Origin of the sequence: Streptomyces sp. NBC_00775 (assembly GCF_036347135.1) — a bacterium.
Classification (GTDB): domain Bacteria; phylum Actinomycetota; class Actinomycetes; order Streptomycetales; family Streptomycetaceae; genus Streptomyces; species Streptomyces lutosisoli.
Map to the genome: position 1 here is coordinate 7,618,790 of NZ_CP108938.1, position 21,825 is coordinate 7,640,614.

Genomic DNA, 21,825 nt, shown 5'->3' on the forward strand with positions numbered 1-21,825 from the left:
CCCCGTTCAGACGGTCCGTGCGGACCGACGGTAGGAGACCACGGCGTAGAAACCGAACGCCAGCAGCCAGGCCGTAAGCACCACCACCGCGCCGAGCGCCGGAGCGTGGCCGTCCGCGACCGACACACCCAGCTGCGCGAAGCGGTTCGTGGGGGTGTACGCCGACAGGGAGCGCAGCCAGCCGGGGAACAGGGCGAGCGGGAACCACAGGCCGCCCACCACCGAAAGCCCCAGGTTGCACACCATGTTCGCGACCCCCGTCGTCTGCGCGGTCAGCCGGTAGCCGTTGCCGAGGCCCAGCAGCGTGAAGGGGAGGGAGCCGAGCCACAGCAGCACCGTGATCGCCGCCCACTGCCAGACGTCCAGGCGCACGCCGTTGACCAGACCGCCCGCCGCCAGCACCGCGGCGATCGCGGGCAGTACGGTCACCGAGCCGGTCAGCGCCCGCCCCAGCACCACCTCGCGCGGCGTCATCGGCGTCACCCGCAGCTGCCGCAGCCAGCCGATCCCCTTGTCCTCGGCGACCCCGCCCCCGGTGTTGAGCGCCGAGCCGACCGCTCCGTACGCCGCCATCCCGACCATCGAGGCGGTCTTCCAGCCGCCGTCGTCGTCGCCACCACCGAGGTTGGTGAAGAGGAGGTACATCATCACCGGCATCGCGATGCCGCCGATCACGAAGCCGGTGTCACGCAGCGTCCGGCGCACTTCGAGCCGCAGATAGTCCAGCATCACACCGTCTCCAGAACAGATGAGGTCAGCGCCAGGAACGCGTCGTCCAGGGAGGCCGGTACGACCTCCAGGCCGCGTATCGCTCCGCGCCCGGCCAGCGCGATCACCGTCGCGTCCGAGTCGTCCGTACGCAGCCGGGCCCGCTCCCCGCGCACCTCCACCGACACCACGCCGGGCAGCAGCGCGAGGCCCTCCGTGCCACGGCCCGCCAGGTCGAAGGAGACCAGGTTGCCGCCCACCGACCGCTTGAGCTGCTCGCCGGTGCCGTCGGCGACGATCCGGCCGCGGTCGATGACGACGATCCGGTCGGCGTGCGCGTCGGCCTCCTCCAGGTAGTGCGTGGAGAAGAGCACCGTGTGGCCACGGCGCGCGTATGCCCGCATCGACGTCCAGAAGGAGTGCCGCGCCTCCACGTCCAGCGCGGCGGTCGGCTCGTCGAGCACGATCAGCGCGGGGTTCCCGGCCAGCGCGAGGGCGAACCGCACCCGCTGTGCCTGCCCGCCGGAGAGCCGGTCGACGCGCCGCCCCGCCAGCTCCGCGATGCCCGCGAGCTCCAGCACCTCGGCCACCGGCAGCGGCGCCGGGTAGCGCCCGGCCACGAAGGAGACCAGTTCCCGCACGGTGACGCGGGGCACCGGCCGCGCCTCCTGGAGCATCGCGCCGACCCGCCCGGCACGCACCGCCTCCTCCGGACGGCCGCCGAAGAGCGCGACCGAGCCCTCGTCGGGCTCGTTCAGGCCGAGGAGCAGGGAGATCGCCGTCGACTTGCCCGCTCCGTTGCGGCCGAGCAGCGCCACCGTCTCGCCGACCGCCATCTCCAGGCCGATGCCGTCCACGGCGCGCACCGCGCCGAAGGTCTTGACCGCCCCCGTGAAGGACACGGCGGGCGGTGTCCCAGTCGTCTTCGTCATGGGTACGACGCTACGAAGCGGGGGCGGGGGTCCGGCAGACGCACTTGTACGGAATCGGGCGGGACAAATGTCACGGCCCTGCCGACGCTGGGCGCGGATCCGTGGATCCGCTGGGCGCCAGGGGTTCGGATCTGACATAGCGTCAGTAGTCTTCACAAGTGCTGAGCGCTGGGCTATACAAGGGTTCGCCGGACTGGAACGCGTTCTAGAACGGGCGGGTTCCCCGGCCCAGTGTCGACCTCGGTGCGACCGACGGTGCGGACGGCCGCACCGAGGTCTCAGGCCCTACTGATCAGGAGCCCCATGCCCATTGACGCCGCCAAGGCCGTCGCCGCCGAGCCACGGACCGGGGAGATCGCCTGGAGTCACAAGGACGTCCAGCTCTACCACCTGGGCCTCGGCGCGGGTGCGAATCCCGACAGGCGGAGCCCCGCGACCGACCCCGACGAGCTGCGCTACACCCTCGAATCCAGGCTGCACGTCCTGCCCAGCTTCGCCACCGTCGCGGGCGCGGGCTCACCGGGCGTGATCAGCGGCCTGTCCATGCCCGGCGTCGACGTCGACCTCGCACACGTCCTGCACGGCGGCCAGACCATCGAGCTGCACCGCCCGATCCCCGTCGAGGGCAAGGCGACCGCCACCGGGCGCATCGCCGCCGTGTACGACAAGGGCAAGGCCGCGATCCTCGTGATGCGCACCGAAGTGGCCGACGCCGACGGCCCGTTGTGGACGAACGACGCCCAGATCTTCGTACGGGGAGAAGGCGGCTGGGGCGGCGACCGGGGCCCCTCCACCCGCCTCGAAGCACCGACAGGCCCGCCGGACAAGACCGTCGAGCGCCCGGTTCGCGAGGACCAGGCCCTGCTCTACCGGCTCTCCGGCGACTGGAACCCGCTCCACGCCGACCCCGAGTTCGCCAAGCTCGCCGGGTTCGACCGGCCGATCCTGCACGGGCTGTGCACCTACGGCATGACGCTCAAGGCCGTCGTCGACACGGTGCTCGGCGGTGATGTGTCCCGCGTCCGCTCCTACACCACGCGCTTCGCCGGTGTCGTCTTCCCCGGCGAGACCCTGCGCATCCGGATGTGGCGGCGGGACGGCCGGGTCCAGGTGGCGGTGAGCGCGGTCGAACGGGACGACGCGCCGGTCCTCGCCGACACCATCGTTGAGCACGCCTGACGTCCGTACGCACCTTCTGAGGGGAGCCGCACCATGCGCGCAGCCGTACAGCACGAGATAGGCCAGGACAAGCTCGAAGTCCACGACGACGTCGAGGCGGTGGGCTTCGGGCCCGGCAGGGTGCGGGTCCGGGTGCGGGCCACCGGGCTGTGCCACTCGGACCTGTCCGCGATGAGCGGCGTACTGCCGCAGCCCGCGCCGTTCGTGCCCGGCCACGAGGGCGCCGGCGAGATCCTCGAAGTCGGCGACGGGGTCAGCCACTTGAAGCCCGGCGACCGGGTCGTCGTCTGCTGGCTGCCGGCCTGCGGCATCTGTCCCGCCTGCAAGCGCGGCCAGACCGAACTGTGCCTGGCCGGCTTCATGAACGCGGGCACACCCAACTTCAGGCGCCCCGGCGGAGACGTCTTCGGCTTCGCGGGCACGGGCACCTTCGCTGAGGAAGTCGTGGTCGACGCCGGCTGCGCGGTCCCCATCCCCGACGACGTGCCCTTCGACATCGCGGCCCTGATCGGCTGCGGGGTGACGACCGGACTGGGCGCCGCGCTCAACACCGCCGACGTGGAAGCCGGTTCGTCGGTCGCCGTCATCGGCTGCGGAGGCGTCGGCATCTCCGCGATCCAGGGCGCCCGGCTCAAGGGCGCCGCCGAGATCGTCGCCGTCGACCCGGTCGCCTCACGCCGCGAGGCCGCGCTCAGGTTCGGCGCCACGAAGGCGGTCTCACCGGACCAACTCGCCGACGCCAAGCAGTCGGTGACCGGCGGCGAGGGCTTCGACTACGTCTTCGAGGTCGTCGGCAAGTCCGCCACCGCCCGCACGGCGTACGACAACACCCGGCGCGGCGGCACGCTCGTCGTCGTCGGCGCGGGCGCCATGGACGACTTCCTCCAGCTCAACATGTTCGAGCTGTTCTTCGACGAGAAGCGGATCCTGCCCTCGATGTACGGCGGCGGAGACGTCCTGCGGTCGTACGAGCGGACCGTCGCCCTGTGGCGGGCTGGCCGCATCGACCTGGAGGGCCTGATCACCCACCGGGTGCCGCTCGCCGAGATCAACGAGGCCCTCGACCAGATGCGTACGGGCACCGCCCTGCGTACCTGCATCGAGATCTGAACCCCTCCCACAACGGCTCCGCAACCGCTAAGGACCCTGATGTCACTGCCACTTGAAGGGCTGACCGCGATCGTCACCGGCGCGGGGCGCGGGCTCGGACGGGCCGAGGCGCTGGAACTGGGCCGGCTGGGCGCGGCCGTCGTCGTCAACGACTTCGGGCAGCCCGGGCGGGACGGTTCCGGCGCGGCGTCGGCCACGCCCGCCGAGGAGGTCGCCGCCGAGATCCGCGCGGCGGGCGGCCGGGCCGTCGCCCACACCGGGGACGTCGCCGACCACGAACAGGCCGGCGCACTGGTCGAGTTGGCGGTCACCGAGTTCGGGAAGCTCGACATCCTGGTCAACAACGCGGGCATTCTCCGCGACCGGATGGTCTTCTCGATGACCGAGGACGAGTGGGACTCGGTCGTCCGGGTGCATCTGAAAGGCCACTTCAACACGACCCACTTCGCGTCCGTGCACTGGCGGGCCCGTTCCAAGGCGGTCGACGGGCCCGTGTACGGGCGGATCGTGAACACCTCGTCGGAGGCGTTCCTCGCGGGATCGGCCGGCCAGCCCAACTACGCGGCGGCGAAAGGCGGAATCGTCGGGCTGACGACCTCGACCGCGCTGGCCCTCGCGAAGTACGGCGTGACGGCGAACGTCATCTGCCCGCGCGCCCGGACCCGTATGACCGAGGACGTCTTCGCCGGCTTCGGGCAGCCGGAGGAAGGCCTCGACCCCCTCGCGCCCGAACATGTCGCCCCGCTCGTCGGCTACTTGGCCTCGCCCGCCGCCGCGCACGTCAACGGGCAGCTCCTCGTCGTGCACGGCGGCATGGTCGCGATCGTCGAACGCCCCCGCGTCCAGGAGAAGTTCGACACCAAGCAGGACGTCTTCACGTACGACGAACTGGACGCACTGCTCACCCCGCACTACGCGGAGCGGCCGAAGGGGGAGACGTTCGCGGCGGTGGAGGTGCTCGGGCTCAAGCGGGACCAGGCTGACTCTCCCCGCTGAGCACCCTGACAGAACGGCCCCGCTCGCCATGGCGCGAGCGGGGCCGTACCGGTTCTGCGTGCCGTCAAGCCGACATGTCCTGGTCGGACGGCTTGCGGTGGCGGCCGTGGGGCGCCGCCTCGGCGTCAGGTGCGGAGACCTCCTGGCCGGAGACCTGGCCGCGGTGTCTGCCGTGGCCTTCGGCCTGAACCCGGTAGGTGTCGGTGCCCGGCGCTTCCATTGTGCTGATGTCGCTCATGTGACGTGTTCACCCCGTATGCAAGATCCTTCTTACAGCCGGGGGATTCTAACTGGCGGTCATGGCGGGGGAGTCGGTGGGTGACGGGTCCGTGGCGGAGCCGTTATGTGTTTCGCCCCCGCTGTCGGCCTGAACGGCCTCGTCCTCAAGCGCCGGACGGGCTGAGTGGTGCGGACCCGGGGTCTGGATCACCCGTCCCTGGAGCGGGGCCTGTTGGAGGGGTACCGGTCGTGCCGGTGGGCGCTCCGGGGGAGCCGGATCCGTGGTGCGGTCCGGCTCCCCCGTCCTCCTCGGTGCTCCCACCCGCGCCACCCCGCACGGCACCGCCCCCGTCGCGTACGGCAGTTGGAGCACCCCCTCTCTGGTCCACAGGCCGGTGCCCGCCAGCCAGCCCTCGGGGGCCGGGAGATGGTGCACCTGGCGTTCGGCGGGGCGCCAGAGGCCCAGCCAGGTGCCCGCCGGGCCGTCGATGCGCAGGGCGACCGCGCAGCTCTCCGGGGTGAGGACCTGGCCCGGCTGGATCGCGAAGGGGGTCACCGCACAGTCCGTCGCGTGCAGGCACTCCGGGAAGCGGATCGGCAAGGTGGAGCCGATGACGCCCCAGCCGAGGCGGTCGTGGCCGGGCGACGGGGCGTCGGAGCGGATGAGGAGAAGCCCGCTGTCGGCGTCCGCGAGGAGCAGACGGTCGTTGCTGTGCTCGGCGATCTGGAGGAGCGGTGACATCTCGCCACCGCGCTCCAGGTCCACCACCACGGTCTTCGTGCGGCCGCCCTGGGCACGGTCCAGGGCCAGCAGCCGACCCGTGCCGTCCAGCCACACCCCACCCGAGCAGTGGCCCGGCACCTCCGCCACGTGTTCGGGGCCGAACGCGCCGCCCGCCACCAGCCACACCGCCGTGGAGCCACGGCCCACGGCGATGGCGTATGCGCGCTCCCCGCCCGGCGCGGGCGGCAGCAGTCGCAGCCGGGTGCCCTCGTCGGGGCACTCCACCGCGCCGAGCGGCAGCTCGCCGGTGCCGGGCCCGGTCGGGTACAGCAGAGAGAAGACGTGCCGTCCGCCCGCCACGCGGTGGATCAGCACCCTTCCGTCGGTCAGCGGCAGAACCTCCGTGCCGGGCTCCTCCGGCTGATGGGCGGGCAGCGGTACGGCGTAGGGCTCGGGGCCGTCCAGCGTCCAGCGCTCCGGGTACCAGGACTCGCCGTCGAGGGCGAGGCGTGCCGCGTACGTGCCGTCAGCGGTGATCACGCAGGCGGGGCCGGCGGTCCACTCGTTCTCGTTCTCGTCCTCCACCGCGGGCTCCGTCGCACAGGCCGTCATCGTTCGGTCACCTCCGGCGACGAAGCTAGTTTTCGCACGCACAGACGGGGGACCGACGGGCTGCCGCTTCACACATAAGGGTGGCCATGTCGGGATTCGCCTGTGGAAACGGGGGCGGATGTGCTGAACGGTGGTGGGGAGGCAGGGGTGGGGGAGGGCGAGGGCCGCGGGCCGTCCGGCGTTCGGGGCGCAAGCCGTACGTCGCCCGGGACGCGAGCCGCCCGTCGCCGGGGACGCGAGCCGTCCGGTGCCCGGGACGCGGGGCAGCGGAGCCGTGGCCCTGGTCCAGTGGCCCGCGACCGGTCGGGCACGGACGTAAGCCAGGTAGCCTTTCCCCGTGCCCCGTCTGTCTGAAGTCATCGCCGCGCTCGACGCCCTCTGGCCCCCCGAGAGGGCCGAGGGATGGGATGCGGTCGGCACCGTCTGCGGTGACCCCGACCAGGAGGTCACGCGCGTCCTGTTCGCCGTCGACCCGGTCCGGGACATCGTCGACGAGGCGGTGAAGCTGGGTGCGAACCTGCTGGTCACCCACCATCCGCTCTATCTGCGCGGGACGACGACCGTCGCGGCCGACACCTTCAAGGGCCGGGTCGTGCACACCCTCATCAAGAACGACATCGCGCTGCACGTCGCCCACACCAACGCCGACCGCGCCGACCCGGGGGTCAGCGACGCCCTCGCCGGGGCGCTCGACCTCCGTGTCGTACGGCCGCTCGTGCCGGACACCACCGACCCCGAAGGCCGCCGGGGCCAGGGCCGCGTCTGTGAGCTGGACCACCCGCTGACCGTCCGCGAACTCGCCGCACGCGCCGCCGAGCGGCTGCCCGCCACCGCGCAGGGCATCCGCGTCGCGGGCGACCCCGAGGCGCTCGTACGGACCGTCGCGGTCAGCGGCGGCTCCGGCGACAGCCTCTTCGACGACGTACGCGCCGCCGGCGTGGACGCCTTCCTCACCGCGGACCTGCGCCACCACCCGGCGTCAGAGGCCCGCGCCCACAGTCCTCTCGCACTGCTCGACGCGGCGCACTGGGCCACCGAGTGGCCCTGGTGCGAGCTGGCCGCCGCCCAGCTCGACGAGATCTCCGACCGGAAGGGATGGGGCCTCAGGGTCCACGTCTCCAAGACGGTCACCGACCCCTGGACCGCCCACGCGGCCTCCATCACTGACACATCAGGAGCCCCCAACTGAACGCCGCGCCCGCCGACCAGATCCGACTCCTCGACGTCCAGGCCCTCGACGTACGCCTGCAGCAGCTCGCGCACAAGCGGAGGTCGCTCCCCGAGCACGCCGAGATCGAGTCGCTGAACAAGGACCTCACGCAGCTGCGCGACCTGCTCGTCGCCGCGACGACCGAGGAGAGCGACTGCGCCCGCGAGCAGACCAAGGCGGAGCAGGACGTGGACCAGGTGCGCCAGCGCGCCGTCCGCGACCAGAAGCGCCTCGACTCGGGTGCCGTGTCGTCCCCCAAGGACCTGGAGAACCTCCAGCGCGAGATCACCTCCCTCGCCAAGCGCCAGGGCGACCTGGAGGACGTCGTCCTCGAGGTCATGGAGCGCCGCGAGTCCGCCCAGGAGCGGGTCGCCGAGCTGACCGAGCGCGTCTCCTCCGTCCAGTCGAAGATCGACGACGCGACCGCGCGCCGCGGCACCGCCTTCGAGCAGCTCGACGACGAGGCCGCCACCGTGACCAAGGAGCGCGGGGTCATCGCGGGCGTCATCCCCGCCGACCTGCTGAAGCTCTACGACAAGCTGCGCGAGCAGCAGGGCGGCGTCGGCGCGGCCCGGCTCTACCAGCGCCGCTGCGAGGGCTGCCGCCTGGAGCTCAACATCACCGAGGTCAACGACGTGAAGAAGGCTTCCCCCGACACCGTGCTGCGCTGCGAGAACTGCCGCCGCATCCTGGTGCGCACCTCCGAGTCCGGCCTGTAAGGGGTTCGGCGCGTGCGGGAGTTCATCGTCGAGGCCGACGGCGGTTCCCGGGGCAACCCGGGGCCCGCGGGCTACGGCTCCGTGGTCATCGACGCGACCACGGGGGAGACGCTGGTGGAGCGCGCCGAGTACATCGGCATCGCCACCAACAATGTCGCGGAGTACCGGGGGCTGGTCGCGGGCCTGACGGCGGCCCGTGACCTCGACCCGACCGCACGCGTCCGGGTCCGCATGGACTCCAAGCTCGTCGTCGAGCAGATGTCCGGCCGCTGGAAGATCAAGCACCCGGACATGAAGCCCCTGGCCGCGGAGGCGTCCCGCATCCTCCCGCCCACCCAGGTCACCTACGAGTGGATCCCCCGCGAGCAGAACAAGCACGCGGACCGCTTGGCCAACGAGGCGATGGACGCGGGGCGGCGGGGAGAACAGTGGTCTCCCTCGGCGTCGACGGCGGAGCTGGACGCGAGGGCGGCGAGGGCAGCCTTGAAGCCGCCGGCTTCGGCAGCGCCCCTTAAGGGGCGCGGGGAACTGCGCGACCAGCCCCCACTCACCGGCACTATGACGTCATCCCCCCGCGGCGAAGCCGCGAAATCAGAAGACGACGTGAGGGCCGCGCAAAACGTGGCCACCCCCCAGCCAACCGTCGGCTGGGGCGCAGCCCCCGACATGGGCGCCCCCGCCACCTTCGTCCTCCTGCGCCACGGCGAAACCCCCCTGACCCCCCAGAAACGCTTCTCCGGCAGCGGCGGCACCGACCCGTCCCTCTCGGACGTGGGCCGAGAACAGGCCGAACGCGCAGCCACCGCCCTCGCCGCCCGCGGCACCATCCAGGCCATCGTGGCCTCACCCCTCACCCGCACCAGGCAAACCGCGGGCGCCGTCGCCGCCCGCCTGGGCCTCGACGTGGTCATCGAGGACGGCCTCCGCGAAACGGACTTCGGTGCCTGGGAAGGCCTCACCTTCGCCGAGGTGCAGGAGCGCTACCCCGACGACCTGAAGACCTGGCTCGCCTCCCCGAAGGCCGAACCGACCGGCGGCGGCGAGAGCTTCGCCGCGACCGCCCGCCGCATGGCGACCACCCGCGACAAACTGATCGCCTCGTACGCGGGCCGCACCGTCCTGCTCGTCACCCACGTCACCCCGATCAAGACCCTCGTACGCCTGGCCCTCGGTGCCCCGCCGGAGTCCCTGTTCCGCATGGAACTGTCGGCGGCGTCCCTCTCGGCGGTGGCGTACTACGCGGACGGCAACGCGAGCGTCCGCCTCTTCAACGACACGTCCCACCTCCGCTGAGGCTTCCGCAGGGCCCCTAGGCCTGGCCTAGGCCCTGTCGGCCGCGCGCTTCCGGAGGATCTCCGCGGTCTCCCGGTCCGCCGGGAGGAACGCCTCCAAGTGGAGCTCGGCGAGCGTGACGTCCACCGCTGTCGCGAACGACGTCAGCGTGGTGAGCAGCCTCAACTCGCCCTCCGCGCACCGCAGTCGCAGCGGCACGGCGAAGCCGAGGTAGTCCGCGCCGGGCTCGCTGGCCGGCACGTACTCCGCGAGCTCCTCGACCAGCGCGTCGAGGAGCGGATCGGGGCTGCGTACGGCCCGGGCCCGCAGGTTCTCCACGATGTGCTGCCCCCACGCGTCCAGGTTCACCACCCGTGACGCCATCCCGCGAGGATGCAGCGCCAGCCGCAGTACGTTGACCGGCGGTGCGAGCAACTCGGGAGCGGCTCCCTCCGCGAGCACGTCGAACGCCTCGTTGGCCGCGACGAGTTCACCCCGCGGCCCCGCCACCACCGCCGGATACGGAAGGTGCCCTTCGAGAATGCTGTCCAACGCCTCCCGTACGGGCTTCAGCGCGACCGCGTCGAGCGGCGACTCGGCGAACGCGGGCGCGTAACCGGCGGCCAGCAGCAGCGCGTTGCGCTCCCGCAGCGTCAGGCCGAGCGACTCGGCGAGCCTGATCACGATCTCTCTGCCGGGCACCGAACGCCCGCGCTCGATGAAACTGACGTACCGCTGCGTCGTCCCCGCCCGCGAGGCGAGCTCCAGCTGACTGACCCGGCGCGCGGTGCGCCAGCGCAACAGCTCCCGGGCGAAGGGAGGGGGTCCGGTCACGGAGGTGCTGGTGGTCATGGGTCAGTTGTACGTCACGGGTACGACAGTCCCGCCATACGTACGCCGCACCTCCGCCATACCTCATGGGGAATTGAGCGGCGTATCCCGTTCGACCAGCATGGACGCATCAACGGAGCACACCTCAGAGCACACCTCAGAGCAGACCTCACAGCCCACCTCACAGCCCACCTCAGGGAGCGGACATGCGCGCCTACCACCTCGAAACGCTGGGCACCATCGACGGCATAGTCCCGCGCGAGTCGGACCGCCCCGACCCCGGCCCCCGCGAGATCCTCGTCCGCGTCCGCGCCGTCTCCCTCAACAAGCGCGACCTGCTGATCATGAAGGGAACCTACCCGCTGAAGGCCGTGCCGGACGTGATCCCGGTGAGCGACGGAGCGGGTGAAGTCGTCGCGGTGGGCGGGGAAGTGACACGGTTCGCGGTCGGCGACCGGGTGGCGGGAACGTACTTCCCGAACTGGGTCGACGGACGGATCACTCCGGCCCTGTTCGACCAGCCGGGCGCCACCCTGAACGGCATGCTCACCGAGTACGCCCGCCTCGACCAGGAGGCCGCCGTACGCGTCCCGGACCATCTGACCTGGGAGGAAGCGGCCTGCCTGCCCTGCGCCGGGGTCACCGCCTGGCACTCCCTGACCGGCGGCGAACCCCTCGCCCCCGGCCAGACCGTGCTGACGCTCGGCACCGGGGCGCTGTCCCTCTTCGTGGTGCAGTTCGCCAAGATGCTGGGCGCCGAGGTCATCGCGACGACGTCGAGCGCCGTCAAGGCGGACCGCCTCAAGGCCCTCGGCGCCGACCACGTCGTCAACTACGCCGAGAACCCCGAATGGGGCCTGGCGGTACGGGAGTTGACCGGTGGCCGTGGCGCCGACCTCGTCGTCGAGACCAACGGCCCCGACACCATCGAGCAGTCGATGCGCGCCGCCGCGCTCTACGGCCACATCGTGCTCCTGATCACCGGCAACCCGCGCAGGCCCGGCATCGAGATCTCCAACGCGGCGTACGCGGCGAGCCTGGCGACCATCCGGCGCGTGTTCGTGGGCAGCCGGGCCCACTTCGAGTCCATGAACAGGGCGTTGGCGCTGCACGGGACGCGCCCCGTCATCGACCGCGTCTTCGGCTTCGACGAGGTGCACGAGGCGCTCCGCTACTACGAAAGCGGCGTGGCCTTCGGCAAGGTCGTCATCCGTGTCGCCTGAGTCAGGCTTGCGGCTTGAGCCGCGGTCGTGGCTTGAGCCACAGTCGCGGCTTGGAGTTGTGGCCGCGGCCTGAGCTACGGCCGCAACGCCGCCGCCTCGCGCGCCAGGCGCTCCACCCGTCCCCAGTCCTTCGCCGCGAGCGCGTCGTCGGGAAGCATCCAAGTCCCGCCCACACAGCCGACGTTGGGCAGGGCCAGATACTCCGGCGCGGAGCCGGGACCGATGCCCCCCGTCGGGCAGAAGCGCGCCAGCGGCAGCGGTCCGGCGAGCGACTTGAGATACGCCGTACCGCCCGCCGCCTGCGCCGGGAAGAACTTCATCTCACGCACCCCGCGCTCCAACAGCGTCACGACCTCCGACGTGGTGGACACCCCCGGCAGGAACGGCACCCCGGACGCCCGCATGGCATCGAGCAGTACGTCCGTCCAGCCCGGGCTGACGAGAAAGCGGGCGCCCGCTACCACCGAGTCGGTCACCTGCTCCGGCGACAGGACCGTGCCCGCGCCGACCACCGCGCCCGGCACCTCCGCCGCGATCGCCCGGATCGCGTCCAGCGCGACCGGCGTCCGCAGCGTCACCTCGATCGCGGGCAGCCCGCCCGCGACCAGCGCCCGAGCCAGCGGTACGGCGTCGGCGGCGTCCGTGACCACGACGACGGGGACCACGGGGGCGAGGTCCAGCACGGAGGCACGCGGGAACGAGGGCAGCGGCGAGGTCATGCCCGCCATCCTGCCCGGGGAGTGCAGCATGCGCAAAGGTCGTTGCACATGCTGCAATGAAGCCCTACTGGTCCCGGCGTGAGCCGCTCAGTGGATCTCCGTCACCACCACGTCCAGCGCCCACGGCCTACCCGCCTTGCCCGGCGCCTCCGCCTCCACCACGTACCCGAGGTCCCGCAGCGCCTCCACCAGCTCCGCCGGGCCCTTCGGCGCCGCACCGGTGGTCAGCAGGCTGCGTACGATCTTGCCCTTGGTCGCCTTGTTGAAGTGGCTGACGACGGACCGCTTCTCGACGCCGTTCACCAGCTGGGAGTGCAGCACCCGTACGGTCGCCGTACGCCCCGCGACGTCGCCCTTCGGCTTCCACGCCGCCGTGTACGCCGAGGAGCGCAGGTCCAGCACGAGTCCGTCACCGGCCGCCTCGGGCAGCGCGGTCGCCATCGGCGTACGCCAGTGCGCGCCCAGCGCCCCGAGCCCGGGCAGCTTCACCCCCATCGAGCAGCGGTACGACGGGATCCGGTCGCTCACCCGTACAGCGCCCCACAGGCCCGAGAACACCAGCAGCGAACGGCCCGCGCGCCGCTTGGCCGCCGCGTCCAGGGAGGCCAGGTCCAGGGCGTCGTACAGGACCCCCGTGTAGATCTCCCCGGCCGGGCGGGCGCCGGCGGTCCGCAGTTCCGTGTTCTTGGCGACCTCGCCGCGCAGGCCCTCACTCAGTCCGAGCACCTCGCGCGCCTTGTCCTCGTCGGCCGCGCACAGCTCGACCAGCTCGTCCAGGACGGCCTCGCGGGCAGCGGTGAGTCCCGGCAGCGACAGCGACTCCAGTTTCAGGGGGGCGCCGCGGCCCGAGGAGGCCTTGCCTTCGGAGGGAGGCAGCAGGACAAGCACACGTACTCCTTCTGTAGAGCTCCGCGACAGCGTACGGCGTGCCGCGCCCACCGTCGCAGGCCGCGGCTGTCCGGGGCACACGCCGTGGATTTCTGCTGAGCGCCGCCGCACTCCTCGCCGGTGGGCCCGCACGTCCGGATGCCACCCCACCACCTCCGCCCTACGCTCGACACATGCCCCGCCGCCTGATCCGCGTGACCGGCGCACCCGAAGCCCCGCTGCGGGCCGCCCTCACCGCGCTGCGCACCGCACTCGGCGTCCCCGAGAGCTTCCCGCCCGAGGTCCTCGCGGAGGCCGAACGGGCCGTGAAGGCTCCCGCCCTCCCCTCCCACGACGCCACCGACATCCCCTTCTTCACCATCGACCCCCAGACGTCCAACGACCTGGACCAGGCGATGCACCTCGCGCCACGCAGGAACGGCGGCTACCGCGTCCGGTACGCCATCGCCGACGTCGCCGCCTTCGTCGTACCCGGCGGCGCCCTGGACGCCGAGGCCCACCGCCGCGTCACGACCCTCTACTTCCCGGACGAGAAGATCCCCCTCCACCCGCCCCAGCTCTCCGAAGGCACCGCCAGCCTGCTCCCCGGCCAGACCTGCCCGGCCGTGCTGTGGACGATCGACCTCGACGCGGACGGGCGTACGCAGGCGACCGACGTACGCCGTGCCCTCGTACGCAGCCGCACCAAGCTCGACTACGCGCACGTACAGCGGCAGATCGACGAAGGGACGGCGGAGGAGCCGCTGGCCCTCCTCAAGGACATCGGGGAGGCGCGTGAACGACTGGAGGTAGAGCGCGGCGGCATCTCGCTCAACGTCCCCGAGCAGGAGATCGTCGAGGAAGACGGGATGTACGAACTCGTCTACCGCGCCCCGCTCCCCGCCGACGGCTGGAACGCACAGATCTCCCTGCTCACCGGCATGGCGGCGGCCGACCTGATGCTCGCGCACGGCACGGGGATCCTGCGCACCCTCCCCGCCGCCCCCGACGGCGCGGTCGGCCGCCTCCGCCGCACGGCGAAGGCCCTGCGCATCAACTGGCCGCACCACGTCTCCTACGCGCAGCTCATCCGCTCCCTCGACCCGCACTGGCCGCACCACGCGGCCTTCCTCCTGGAGTGCACGACACTGCTGCGCGGCGCGGGCTACACGGTGTTCCGGGACGGCGTCCTCCCCGAGGTCACCTCCCACGCCGCCGTCGCCGCGCCCTACGCCCACTGCACGGCCCCACTACGCCGCCTCGCCGACCGCTACACCTCGGAGATCTGCCTCGCGGCCGCCACCGACCAGCCGCCCCCTGACTGGGTCCTCGCCGCCCTCGACGACCTCCCCCAGCAGATGGCCGAGGGCACCCGACGCGCGGGCACCGTCGAGCGCGAGTCCGTCGACATCGTGGAGGCCGCGCTCCTCAAGGACCGGGTCGGCGACCTCTTCGAGGCCTGCGTGGTCGACGTAGAGGAACACAAACCCACCGTCGGAACCGTCCAGTTGGAGTCACCGGCCGTCTTCGCCCGCATCGCCGGCGGCACGACCGAGCTGCCGCTGGGGGAGCGGTTGCGGGTACGGCTCACGCAGGCGGACCCGGGCACGGCGAAGGTGCAGTTCGCGCCGGCGTGATCCGTTCCGAACAACCTCCACGGTCTGGGCGTTCGCGGCATGGAAACGGGGCCTGAAGACGTTCCACCCCCAGGACGGCGGGAACGGGGAGGGCGAGTACAAGGTGAGCGCACGGGAACAGGCCCTGTGGACCAGAGCGCGGCTCGGCCGCTGCGGCCCCCCGCTAGATCTCCTGACCGCCCGCTTCGACCGCCACGTCTACGCCCCGCACGCCCACGACGAGTTCACCATCGGTGTCTGCGTCGGCGGCTCGGAGATCATCGACTACCGAGGCGGCCGTATCCACACAGGCCCCGGCTCGATCGTCGTCCTGGCCCCCGGCGAGATGCACACCGGCGGCCCAGGCACCCCCACCGACGGCTACGCCTACCGCGCCCTGTACGCCGAGCCCTCCCTCCTCACCGAGGGCACCCTGGGCGGCCTCCCGCACTTCCGCGAGCCCCTCCTCGACGACCCCGAACTGGCCGCCGCCCTGCGCACGGCACACACCGAACTCAGCGTCTGCCCCGACCCGTTGGAGGCCGAGTCCCGCCTCCCGTGGCTGCTCACGGCCCTGGCCTGTCGCCACTCGACAGCCCGTCCGGCGTGCGACACGGTCCCGGGAGCGGCCCACATAGCCCACGCCGTACGCGACCGCCTAGCCGACGAACTCCAGGCACCCCCCTCCCTAGCCTCCCTCGCCACCGATCTGGGCCTGTCCCGCTACCAGCTCCTGCGCGCCTTCCGTACGACGATGGGGATACCGCCGTACGCCTGGCTGGCCCAGTACCGGGTGACCAGGGCCCGCGGGCTGCTGGAGTCCGGCCTGCGACCGGCAGAGGTGGCGTCGCTCGTGGGCTTCGCGGACCAGGCCCACCTCACGCGCTGGTTCCGACGGGTACTGGGGGTGACCCCGGCGGCGTACCGCAACAGCGTTCAAGACACCTGACGCCGAGGCGGCCGAAACTGCCCGCATGACTGCACGCGGCTGGTTCCTGTTCTCCCTGATGGGAGTGGTGTGGGGCATCCCCTACCTGATGATCAAGGTGGCGGTGGACGGCGTCTCCCCGTCCATGGTGGTGTTCACGCGCTGTACGGTGGGCGCCGCGCTCCTGCTCCCCTTCGCAATACGCCAAGGCGGCCTGACCCGAACCGTCCGCACCCACTGGCGCCCCATGCTGGCCTTCGCGTGCATAGAGATCATGGTCCCGTGGTGGACCCTGACGGACGCCGAGCGCCATCTGTCCAGCTCCACCGCGGGCCTGCTGATCGCGGGCGTACCGATCGTCGGCGTGGCGGCGGCTCGCCTCTTCGGCGACACGGAACGGCTCGGCGCTCGCCGTGTCGCGGGCCTGGCGCTGGGCCTGTCCGGCGTCGCGGTCCTCACCGTCCCGCACCTGACGGGCGGCGACACCCGCTCGCTGGCCGAGGTACTGCTGACGGTGGTCGGCTACGCGACGGCGCCGGTTATCGCGGCCCGCCACTTGAAGGACGTACCGTCGCTCCACCTCACCGCCCCATGCCTGGCCCTGGCGGCGCTGGTGTACGCCCCCGCAGCGGCGGCCACCTGGCCCTCCGCGCCCCCTTCCCCTCAGGTCCTGGTGGCCCTGGCCGGCCTGGGGGTGATCTGCACGGCGATCGCTTTCGTGGCCTTCCTGGAGTTGATCAAGGAGGCGGGCCCGACGAGGGCGACGGTGATCACGTACGTCAACCCGGCGGTCGCGGTGGCTGCGGGAGCCATCTTCCTGGACGAGGCCCTGACCCCCGGCGTCGTCGGGGCCTTCACCCTGATCCTGGCGGGCTCGGTACTGGCGACGGCGACGGCGAAGGCGAAGGGGACGGGTGCAGGTGCGGCCGGACCAAGGCGCATCCCACGCCCGGTACCATGGTCGACACGGCAGACGAGCCGGGCGGACGGCCGCGTGGAGGTTCTTGTGAACCTCCCCGAGGAACGTCCGGGCTCCACAGGGCAGGGTGATGGCTAACGGCCACCCGGGGTGACCCGCGGGACAGTGCCACAGAAAACAAACCGCCGGGGACCGTATCCGTACGGACCTCGGTAAGGGTGAAACGGTGGTGTAAGAGACCACCAGCGCCTGAGGCGACTCAGGCGGCTAGGTAAACCCCACCCGGAGCAAGGTCAAGAGGGGCCGCTGTAAAAGGCGGCTCTGCGCGGACGTTCGAGGGCTGCCCGCCCGAGTCCGCGGGTAGACCGCACGAGGCCGACGGCAACGCCGGCCCTAGATGGATGGCCGTCGCCGGGGGGTCCGCGAGGACCCCTCGGAACAGAACCCGGCGTACAGCCCGACTCGTCTGCCTTTACGGCCCTGACCGGGGAGTTTCCTCGAGGCAGGGCCGTTTGTCGTCGTGGTGGGTGTACCCGGCTGACCTGGGGTGTTCCCGGGGGTTCCTGCATGTTTGTGCAACGGGGCACCGGAACGGCGGTGCGGACCGTGCTCGGAACCATGGGGAAGGGGAGGCCGGCGGTGACTAGGCCGCTGACGTAAAGGCCGACCTCGCCGGGCGCTTCTCCGTGGACTCCGGGATGCCGATCACCTCCACGCTGATGCCGGCCTGCTCCAGTGCCCGGGCGGTCTGGGCGAGGGTGATCTGGGAGAAGGGGAACAGGGTCTCCGGCGTCAGCGTCGCGCCGTTGCCCAGCTTGATGGCGAAGACGACGCGGCGCGGGACGAAGTCGGCGGGCAGGAAGAAGCCGTCCTTGCCCTTGTCCTTGGCCTCCGCAGCAACACGCTCGGTGAACTGGCGGCGCACCTCCGCGTCCTGCAGGAGCAGCTGGATGGCGACGATGCTCTGGTTGAACAAGTGGCTGAGCGGTCCGGAACCGCCGTGGGCGGGCTTGACCAGGATCAGGGTGCCGTCCTTGGTGAGCAGGTCGCAGACCTCGAACTGGCTCGAACTGGTACCGACGGGGTTGCGCGCGTTCTTGCGGTCCATGCAGAGCAGCTGCGGGTGGGTGTCGGGGACGCTCTCGTTGTACTGGCGCTCGGCCTGGCCCTTGTACCAGGTGGGCAGATCCACCGAGGGGCGCGGCGGGAAGAGCCTGGCGATGATCGCGCGGATCGTTTCCACGAAACGCGCGCCGAGCTCGTACCACTCGCCGTCGGTGAAGCAGAAGCGGCGGGATCCGACGGAGATCTGGGCCTCGATCCAGCGCAGCGCGGAAGTGGTGAACAGACGCTCCTGGCCGCCGCCCTTGGGATAGAGGTAGCCGCTCACCGTGCCCATGCGTACGGCGTCCAGGCGCGTCCCCTGGCGGTGTACGCGGGCGCGGCCCAGAAGATAGGCCAGGTCGAAATCGTCATGGTGGCCGGGCTCGCTGCGGCCGATCCTGATGTGGAACATCCGGGCTGCCTGGTACGGCTGCCAGAGTTCCGTAGGGACGGCGGAGACGATCCGGCCGTCGGCGGGCTCACCGAGGGCGGCATCCAGGGCGATGTCGAGGAGTTCGAGAGTTTCGGCGTCCTTGACCGGCGTGATGTGTTCGACGAACTCCAGCTCCGGCTGCGGCTTCTCGTCCCGCAGAACGCGTCCGATCTCGCGGAGGTCGGCGATCAGGTCCTCGCGCTCGACGCCGAGGGGGATACGCAGCCCCGCGCCACCGTCCGCACCGAACTGTTCCACGCGGCCGAGGTGGGAACGGGTGAGCTTGAGATCCTTGAGGTAGGCGCCGAGCCGGTCGACGTGCTGAGCGTGCTCGCGGACGGCGAAGCTGAGCACGGGCTTCCCTGCGGGCGTCAGCGCGATGTCGGTGCGTGCCTCGCCGATGGTGCGGGACACGAGCCCCCGCAACTGGTAGGGATCGCCCGCGCGAAGCACGAACGCGAGCCCGAACCGCTTGTTGACGTAGCTGTCCTCCAGCATCCGGTAGCCCATGTCGGCGCCGAGGGCGTACACCATGCCATCGACGGCGAGCAGATGCAGGGCGGCGGGCCGACTGGAGGAGATGGTGAAGGACTCTCCGTAGCCGCTGGAGAAGACATCACCCCAACCTACCTGCTCCCTGTCGTTGGGGACGATGACCGCGATCTGCTGGATCGGCTCCTGCGGCGCAGAGACCCTCAGTACAGCGTGCGGGGTGTTCAGGTACTTCTGGTTCACGGCCTCCAGCATGGCCTCGACGGTCGGGGCGACGCCGGGGAGCTGGTAGACGGTGCGGGTGCAGGCGCGAAGGGCCATGAGTGCCTCCATGCGGCAGGGGAGCGCGATGTGCGCGGGGCGGGATAACAGGTGCGTGCCTTACGGGTGTTGAAAGAAGTGGCGAGCGGTGAGGTCGAGGTGATTTGACGTGGTCAAGCCACGGACAGGTGCGGTACGTGGCCTGTCCTGCTGAGTGCGGTGAGGACGCGGTTCGCGCGGTGGTTCGTGGTCCGGGCGGCGAAGTCGTCGGTCGGGCGCTGGACGAGGGTGGGGGTCGCGGACATGGCGCGGCTGCCTCTCTTGCGGGAATGGAAGGGATCCGGGACCGGAGTGGTGGTGCCGGCGGCTTGGGAGACGTCGGTGCGTCTCCCTGGCCGATGGGCCTCGGCGGAAGGCCGGGGCCTGACGCATCCAAAGTGACAGACAGGTCGCGGAAAGCAGAATTGAAAGCCTGATAACCAGGGTTATCAGGTGCCTGAGCAGCTCAGTTTCAGATCGGCGATAGAGTCTGTGATGCCTGCAGATGAGCCGGCGACGTCAGGACGTACGAGCCGTGCGTGATCCGCCTGCGGAGAGGAGGGAGACCAGATGCCCACTGAGCACGAGGCGACGACTCCCATCCTGCAGGACCAGACGCCCTGGCGGATCACGTACACGGAAATCGGGACCTTGGCTCAGGTCCAACGTCCCGTCGTCACCACCTGGGCCCGCCGGTACCCCGACTTTCCCGCGCCGGTGGCGCACGACGGCACCCGCCCGCTCTTCGACGGTCCCGCCGTCGTCCGATGGCTTCTGGACACCGGACGAGGCAACGCCGACACCCGCCACCTGCGTGGCGAGCTCGCCCTCCACACCCTCGCCGCATGGAGCGAGCGGCTGCCGGGAGCGGCCCTCGTCGACACCCTGACGTCACTGATCTGCCTACGCCGTCATGACGACATGCCGCTTGCCGCCGATGGCTGGCCCGAGTTGGTTGAGCGCGCCAGGTACTTCGATGAGGAAGACGCCTTCTTCGCCCGTGAGATCGCGGCGGCCGCCCAATCCGGGGAACAGCTCGACGGCCTCCGGGCCGTGGCCGACGAACTGGTCGAGACCGCGTACTCGCCGGCTGAACCGTTCACCTGGATCCTCGACGCGCGCCGCCGCCTGGGCGCCCATCACCTGGCGGCTGATTCAGTCACCCCGGCCATGGCCCAGTGCATCGCCCGACTCTCCGGCATCGAGGAGATGGAGGACGGCCGTGTCATCGGTATCCCTTACGTGCGGACCGGCGACCTCCTGACGGCCCTGCACGACAAGGACGTAACCGACACAGGACACCTCTACCAGGCCTGTGATCCGGACCCGTCCCTGGTGCGCCTTGTCCGGCGCCGGGCCCTGGTCCACGACATCGCGGAGTACGAACTCGACATCGTTGAGGGCGATGAGCTGCCCACCGAAGCCTTCGATGCGCCCGACCTCATCACTGCCGTGCTCCCTTATGAGGCGGGCGAGGACCGGGACCCGCTGGTCGCGCTGGAGCGCATAGAGACCCTGACCGACCTCCTCGCGGACGGCCGCATGGCGGTGGTGCTCGGTCCCGCCGATGCCCTCGCCCAGGCACTGCCTTCGAGAGGGGAGGCGGACCGGTTGCGCCGCTCCCTGCTCACTTCTGGTCTGGTCAAGGCTGTCGTCAATCTCCCCGGTGGGGTCATGCCCTACCGACCCGCCTACCGCACCGCCCTGTGGGTGTTGCACCGCACCCCGCAGGAGCAGCGACGAGGCCGCGTCCTCCTCATCGACCTCTCCGCGCAGGACCTCACCCACCGCACCCTCGACGCGCTGTGCGAGGACGTCTACATCTGGCGCACGGCCAACTGGGACGACGACGGCCGCCACGAACCGCGTCACGGCGTCATCCTGCCGATCCAGGTTCTGGACGACCGGCCAGGTATTGCCTTCACCCCCCAACACCGTTCCCACGCCAGCCGCTACACCAGTGCGGTGATCGACCGCCCCGCCCTGATCTCGGAACTCGAAGTACGCCTGAGCCGGCTCACCGACGCCGCGCATCGCCAGCACGATCAACGCCCGGAACTACGCACTCGCGCGACACTCCGTCCTTCCGACCGGCCCATACGGCGCACCACAGTCACCCGTCTCCTCAAGGAACGCCGCCTGCGCAAGCTGCCGGGCCACCGCATCGACGCCGAGCACCTTCGACCCGAGGGCCGTTACGACGTCCTCACTCCTGCCGAGATCACCGGTACCGCCCCGGTCGGCACGCACCGCATCGATCGCACGGTGCTGATGACGGCGTACGAGCACGCGCAGTTCACCGAGCCCGGCGACGTGGTCATCACCGTCACCCCCCGCTTCGGGGTCTACGTCGACGAGGAGGGCCTGTCGGTCGTCGCGTATCCCGCCCGTGTCCTACGTGTCCGCCCCGGCGCCGAACGACCGCTCCGCCCACGTGTGTTGGCCGCCCTCCTTCGTGCGGCGGCGGCCGAACACCGCCGCGCCAGTGGAGCCGTCCGGGCTGCCCGACGCATCGAGGACATGGCGATACCGGATCTGGATCCCGACGAAGCCGCCCGCTGTGACGCCCTGCTCGTCGAGATCGCCCGGCGTGCCGCACTTCTACGCGAACAGGCCGCGGCTCTGGAGGACTTGAGCCGTCTGACGGCCGCCGGCCTCACCGACGGCACCCTCACGATCCTCGCCCCCGACTTTCCGAGCCACGCACTCTGA

At 71.2% G+C, this 21,825-nt stretch carries 19 protein-coding genes, 1 other RNA gene and 1 pseudogene; 12 read left to right on the forward strand and 9 right to left on the reverse strand.

Going from position 1 to position 21,825, the window contains the following annotated elements; translation table 11 throughout:
* Positions 1-6: 6 nt before the first annotated feature.
* Both OIC96_RS33885 and OIC96_RS33890 read right to left on the reverse strand, forming a co-directional pair.
* Positions 7-729, reverse strand: a complete 723-nt coding sequence (locus OIC96_RS33885; protein WP_330304208.1) for an ABC transporter permease — start codon at positions 727-729, stop codon at positions 7-9.
* Positions 729-1,640, reverse strand: coding sequence for an ABC transporter ATP-binding protein (locus OIC96_RS33890; RefSeq protein WP_330304207.1), 912 nt, complete (start codon positions 1,638-1,640; stop codon positions 729-731). The genes OIC96_RS33885 and OIC96_RS33890 overlap by 1 nt, the downstream gene beginning before the upstream one ends.
* 303 nt (positions 1,641-1,943) lie before the next feature.
* Here OIC96_RS33890 and OIC96_RS33895 point away from each other — a divergent pair, with 303 nt between their 5' ends.
* Genes OIC96_RS33895 through OIC96_RS33905 form a run of 3 tightly spaced genes read left to right on the forward strand, consistent with a single transcriptional unit; the run spans position 1,944 to position 4,925 of the window.
* Entirely contained in the window at positions 1,944-2,819 is an 876-nt protein-coding gene (locus OIC96_RS33895; protein ID WP_330304206.1) for a MaoC/PaaZ C-terminal domain-containing protein, read from the forward strand.
* Positions 2,820-2,852: 33 nt separating this feature from the next.
* A complete protein-coding gene (locus tag OIC96_RS33900) occupies positions 2,853-3,929 on the forward strand; it encodes a Zn-dependent alcohol dehydrogenase (protein ID WP_330304205.1) in 1,077 nt (358 codons plus the stop codon).
* A gap of 39 nt (positions 3,930-3,968) precedes the next feature.
* A complete protein-coding gene (locus OIC96_RS33905) occupies positions 3,969-4,925 on the forward strand; it encodes a 3-oxoacyl-ACP reductase (protein ID WP_330304204.1) in 957 nt (318 codons plus the stop codon).
* Between the two features lie 64 nt (positions 4,926-4,989).
* Here OIC96_RS33905 and OIC96_RS33910 read toward each other — a convergent pair whose 3' ends face one another.
* A complete protein-coding gene (locus OIC96_RS33910) occupies positions 4,990-5,163 on the reverse strand; it encodes a hypothetical protein (protein ID WP_330304203.1) in 174 nt (57 codons plus the stop codon).
* 48 nt (positions 5,164-5,211) lie between these two features.
* Positions 5,212-6,480 (reverse strand): hypothetical protein, encoded by a 1,269-nt coding sequence (locus tag OIC96_RS33915; RefSeq protein WP_330304202.1) that lies wholly within the window; start codon positions 6,478-6,480, stop codon positions 5,212-5,214.
* Between the two features lie 337 nt (positions 6,481-6,817).
* Between OIC96_RS33915 and OIC96_RS33920 the strand changes: the two genes are divergently transcribed.
* Genes OIC96_RS33920 through OIC96_RS33930 form a run of 3 tightly spaced genes read left to right on the forward strand, consistent with a single transcriptional unit; the run spans position 6,818 to position 9,702 of the window.
* The gene (locus tag OIC96_RS33920) at positions 6,818-7,669 is read left to right on the forward strand and encodes a Nif3-like dinuclear metal center hexameric protein (protein ID WP_330304201.1); all 852 of its coding nucleotides are present in this window, start codon (positions 6,818-6,820) and stop codon (positions 7,667-7,669) included.
* Positions 7,666-8,409, forward strand: a complete 744-nt coding sequence (locus OIC96_RS33925) for a zinc ribbon domain-containing protein (protein ID WP_330310070.1) — start codon at positions 7,666-7,668, stop codon at positions 8,407-8,409. The genes OIC96_RS33920 and OIC96_RS33925 overlap by 4 nt, the downstream gene beginning before the upstream one ends.
* Positions 8,410-8,421: 12 nt before the next feature.
* Positions 8,422-9,702: a bifunctional RNase H/acid phosphatase gene (locus OIC96_RS33930; protein ID WP_330304200.1), complete on the forward strand. Its 1,281-nt coding sequence runs from the start codon at positions 8,422-8,424 to the stop codon at positions 9,700-9,702.
* A gap of 27 nt (positions 9,703-9,729) precedes the next feature.
* Here the strand turns inward: OIC96_RS33930 and OIC96_RS33935 are convergent, their stop codons facing one another.
* The gene (locus OIC96_RS33935; RefSeq protein ID WP_330304199.1) at positions 9,730-10,533 is read right to left on the reverse strand and encodes a helix-turn-helix domain-containing protein; all 804 of its coding nucleotides are present in this window, start codon (positions 10,531-10,533) and stop codon (positions 9,730-9,732) included.
* A 185-nt stretch (positions 10,534-10,718) separates the two neighbouring features.
* Between OIC96_RS33935 and OIC96_RS33940 the strand changes: the two genes are divergently transcribed.
* Positions 10,719-11,735 (forward strand): zinc-dependent alcohol dehydrogenase family protein, encoded by a 1,017-nt coding sequence (locus tag OIC96_RS33940; protein ID WP_330304198.1) that lies wholly within the window; start codon positions 10,719-10,721, stop codon positions 11,733-11,735.
* A 74-nt stretch (positions 11,736-11,809) separates the two neighbouring features.
* On the opposite strand, the gene eda is transcribed toward OIC96_RS33940, so the two are convergent.
* Entirely contained in the window at positions 11,810-12,454 is a 645-nt protein-coding gene (eda, locus tag OIC96_RS33945) for a bifunctional 4-hydroxy-2-oxoglutarate aldolase/2-dehydro-3-deoxy-phosphogluconate aldolase (protein ID WP_330304197.1), read from the reverse strand.
* A gap of 87 nt (positions 12,455-12,541) precedes the next feature.
* Positions 12,542-13,342, reverse strand: coding sequence for a peroxide stress protein YaaA (gene yaaA / locus OIC96_RS33950; protein ID WP_330304196.1), 801 nt, complete (start codon positions 13,340-13,342; stop codon positions 12,542-12,544).
* A 173-nt stretch (positions 13,343-13,515) separates the two neighbouring features.
* Here yaaA and OIC96_RS33955 point away from each other — a divergent pair, with 173 nt between their 5' ends.
* The 4 genes and pseudogenes from OIC96_RS33955 to rnpB all read left to right on the forward strand — a co-directional run bounded on the left by OIC96_RS33955 (position 13,516) and on the right by rnpB (position 17,253).
* Positions 13,516-14,958 (forward strand): RNB domain-containing ribonuclease, encoded by a 1,443-nt coding sequence (locus OIC96_RS33955; RefSeq protein WP_330304195.1) that lies wholly within the window; start codon positions 13,516-13,518, stop codon positions 14,956-14,958.
* Between the two features lie 103 nt (positions 14,959-15,061).
* Positions 15,062-15,886: an AraC family transcriptional regulator gene (locus OIC96_RS33960; protein WP_330304194.1), complete on the forward strand. Its 825-nt coding sequence runs from the start codon at positions 15,062-15,064 to the stop codon at positions 15,884-15,886.
* A gap of 25 nt (positions 15,887-15,911) precedes the next feature.
* A pseudogene (locus OIC96_RS49950) lies at positions 15,912-16,691 on the forward strand (DMT family transporter); the annotation flags it as partial.
* 148 nt (positions 16,692-16,839) lie between these two features.
* Positions 16,840-17,253, forward strand: an RNA gene (gene rnpB / locus OIC96_RS33970) — RNase P RNA component class A.
* 174 nt (positions 17,254-17,427) lie between these two features.
* Here rnpB and OIC96_RS33975 read toward each other — a convergent pair.
* Together OIC96_RS33975 and OIC96_RS33980 are read right to left on the reverse strand one after the other, a co-directional pair.
* Entirely contained in the window at positions 17,428-19,134 is a 1,707-nt protein-coding gene (locus OIC96_RS33975; RefSeq protein WP_330304192.1) for a DUF6119 family protein, read from the reverse strand.
* 113 nt (positions 19,135-19,247) lie between these two features.
* Positions 19,248-19,379, reverse strand: a complete 132-nt coding sequence (locus tag OIC96_RS33980) for a hypothetical protein (protein WP_330304191.1) — start codon at positions 19,377-19,379, stop codon at positions 19,248-19,250.
* A gap of 304 nt (positions 19,380-19,683) precedes the next feature.
* On the opposite strand from OIC96_RS33980, the gene OIC96_RS33985 reads away from it, so the two are divergent.
* Positions 19,684-21,825: an N-6 DNA methylase gene (locus OIC96_RS33985; protein ID WP_330304190.1), complete on the forward strand. Its 2,142-nt coding sequence runs from the start codon at positions 19,684-19,686 to the stop codon at positions 21,823-21,825.

Coding starts and splice junctions, on each gene's coding strand:
- OIC96_RS33885 (WP_330304208.1), bottom strand. CDS start 729: ATGCTGGACTATCTGCGGCTCGAAGTGCGCCGGACGCTGCGTGACACC.
- OIC96_RS33890 (WP_330304207.1), bottom strand. CDS start 1,640: ATGACGAAGACGACTGGGACACCGCCCGCCGTGTCCTTCACGGGGGCG.
- OIC96_RS33895 (WP_330304206.1), top strand. CDS start 1,944: ATGCCCATTGACGCCGCCAAGGCCGTCGCCGCCGAGCCACGGACCGGG.
- OIC96_RS33900 (WP_330304205.1), top strand. CDS start 2,853: ATGCGCGCAGCCGTACAGCACGAGATAGGCCAGGACAAGCTCGAAGTC.
- OIC96_RS33905 (WP_330304204.1), top strand. CDS start 3,969: ATGTCACTGCCACTTGAAGGGCTGACCGCGATCGTCACCGGCGCGGGG.
- OIC96_RS33910 (WP_330304203.1), bottom strand. CDS start 5,163: ATGAGCGACATCAGCACAATGGAAGCGCCGGGCACCGACACCTACCGG.
- OIC96_RS33915 (WP_330304202.1), bottom strand. CDS start 6,480: ATGACGGCCTGTGCGACGGAGCCCGCGGTGGAGGACGAGAACGAGAAC.
- OIC96_RS33935 (WP_330304199.1), bottom strand. CDS start 10,533: ATGACCACCAGCACCTCCGTGACCGGACCCCCTCCCTTCGCCCGGGAG.
- OIC96_RS33940 (WP_330304198.1), top strand. CDS start 10,719: ATGCGCGCCTACCACCTCGAAACGCTGGGCACCATCGACGGCATAGTC.
- eda (WP_330304197.1), bottom strand. CDS start 12,454: ATGACCTCGCCGCTGCCCTCGTTCCCGCGTGCCTCCGTGCTGGACCTC.
- OIC96_RS33955 (WP_330304195.1), top strand. CDS start 13,516: ATGCCCCGCCGCCTGATCCGCGTGACCGGCGCACCCGAAGCCCCGCTG.
- OIC96_RS33975 (WP_330304192.1), bottom strand. CDS start 19,134: ATGGCCCTTCGCGCCTGCACCCGCACCGTCTACCAGCTCCCCGGCGTC.
- OIC96_RS33980 (WP_330304191.1), bottom strand. CDS start 19,379: ATGTCCGCGACCCCCACCCTCGTCCAGCGCCCGACCGACGACTTCGCC.
- OIC96_RS33985 (WP_330304190.1), top strand. CDS start 19,684: ATGCCCACTGAGCACGAGGCGACGACTCCCATCCTGCAGGACCAGACG.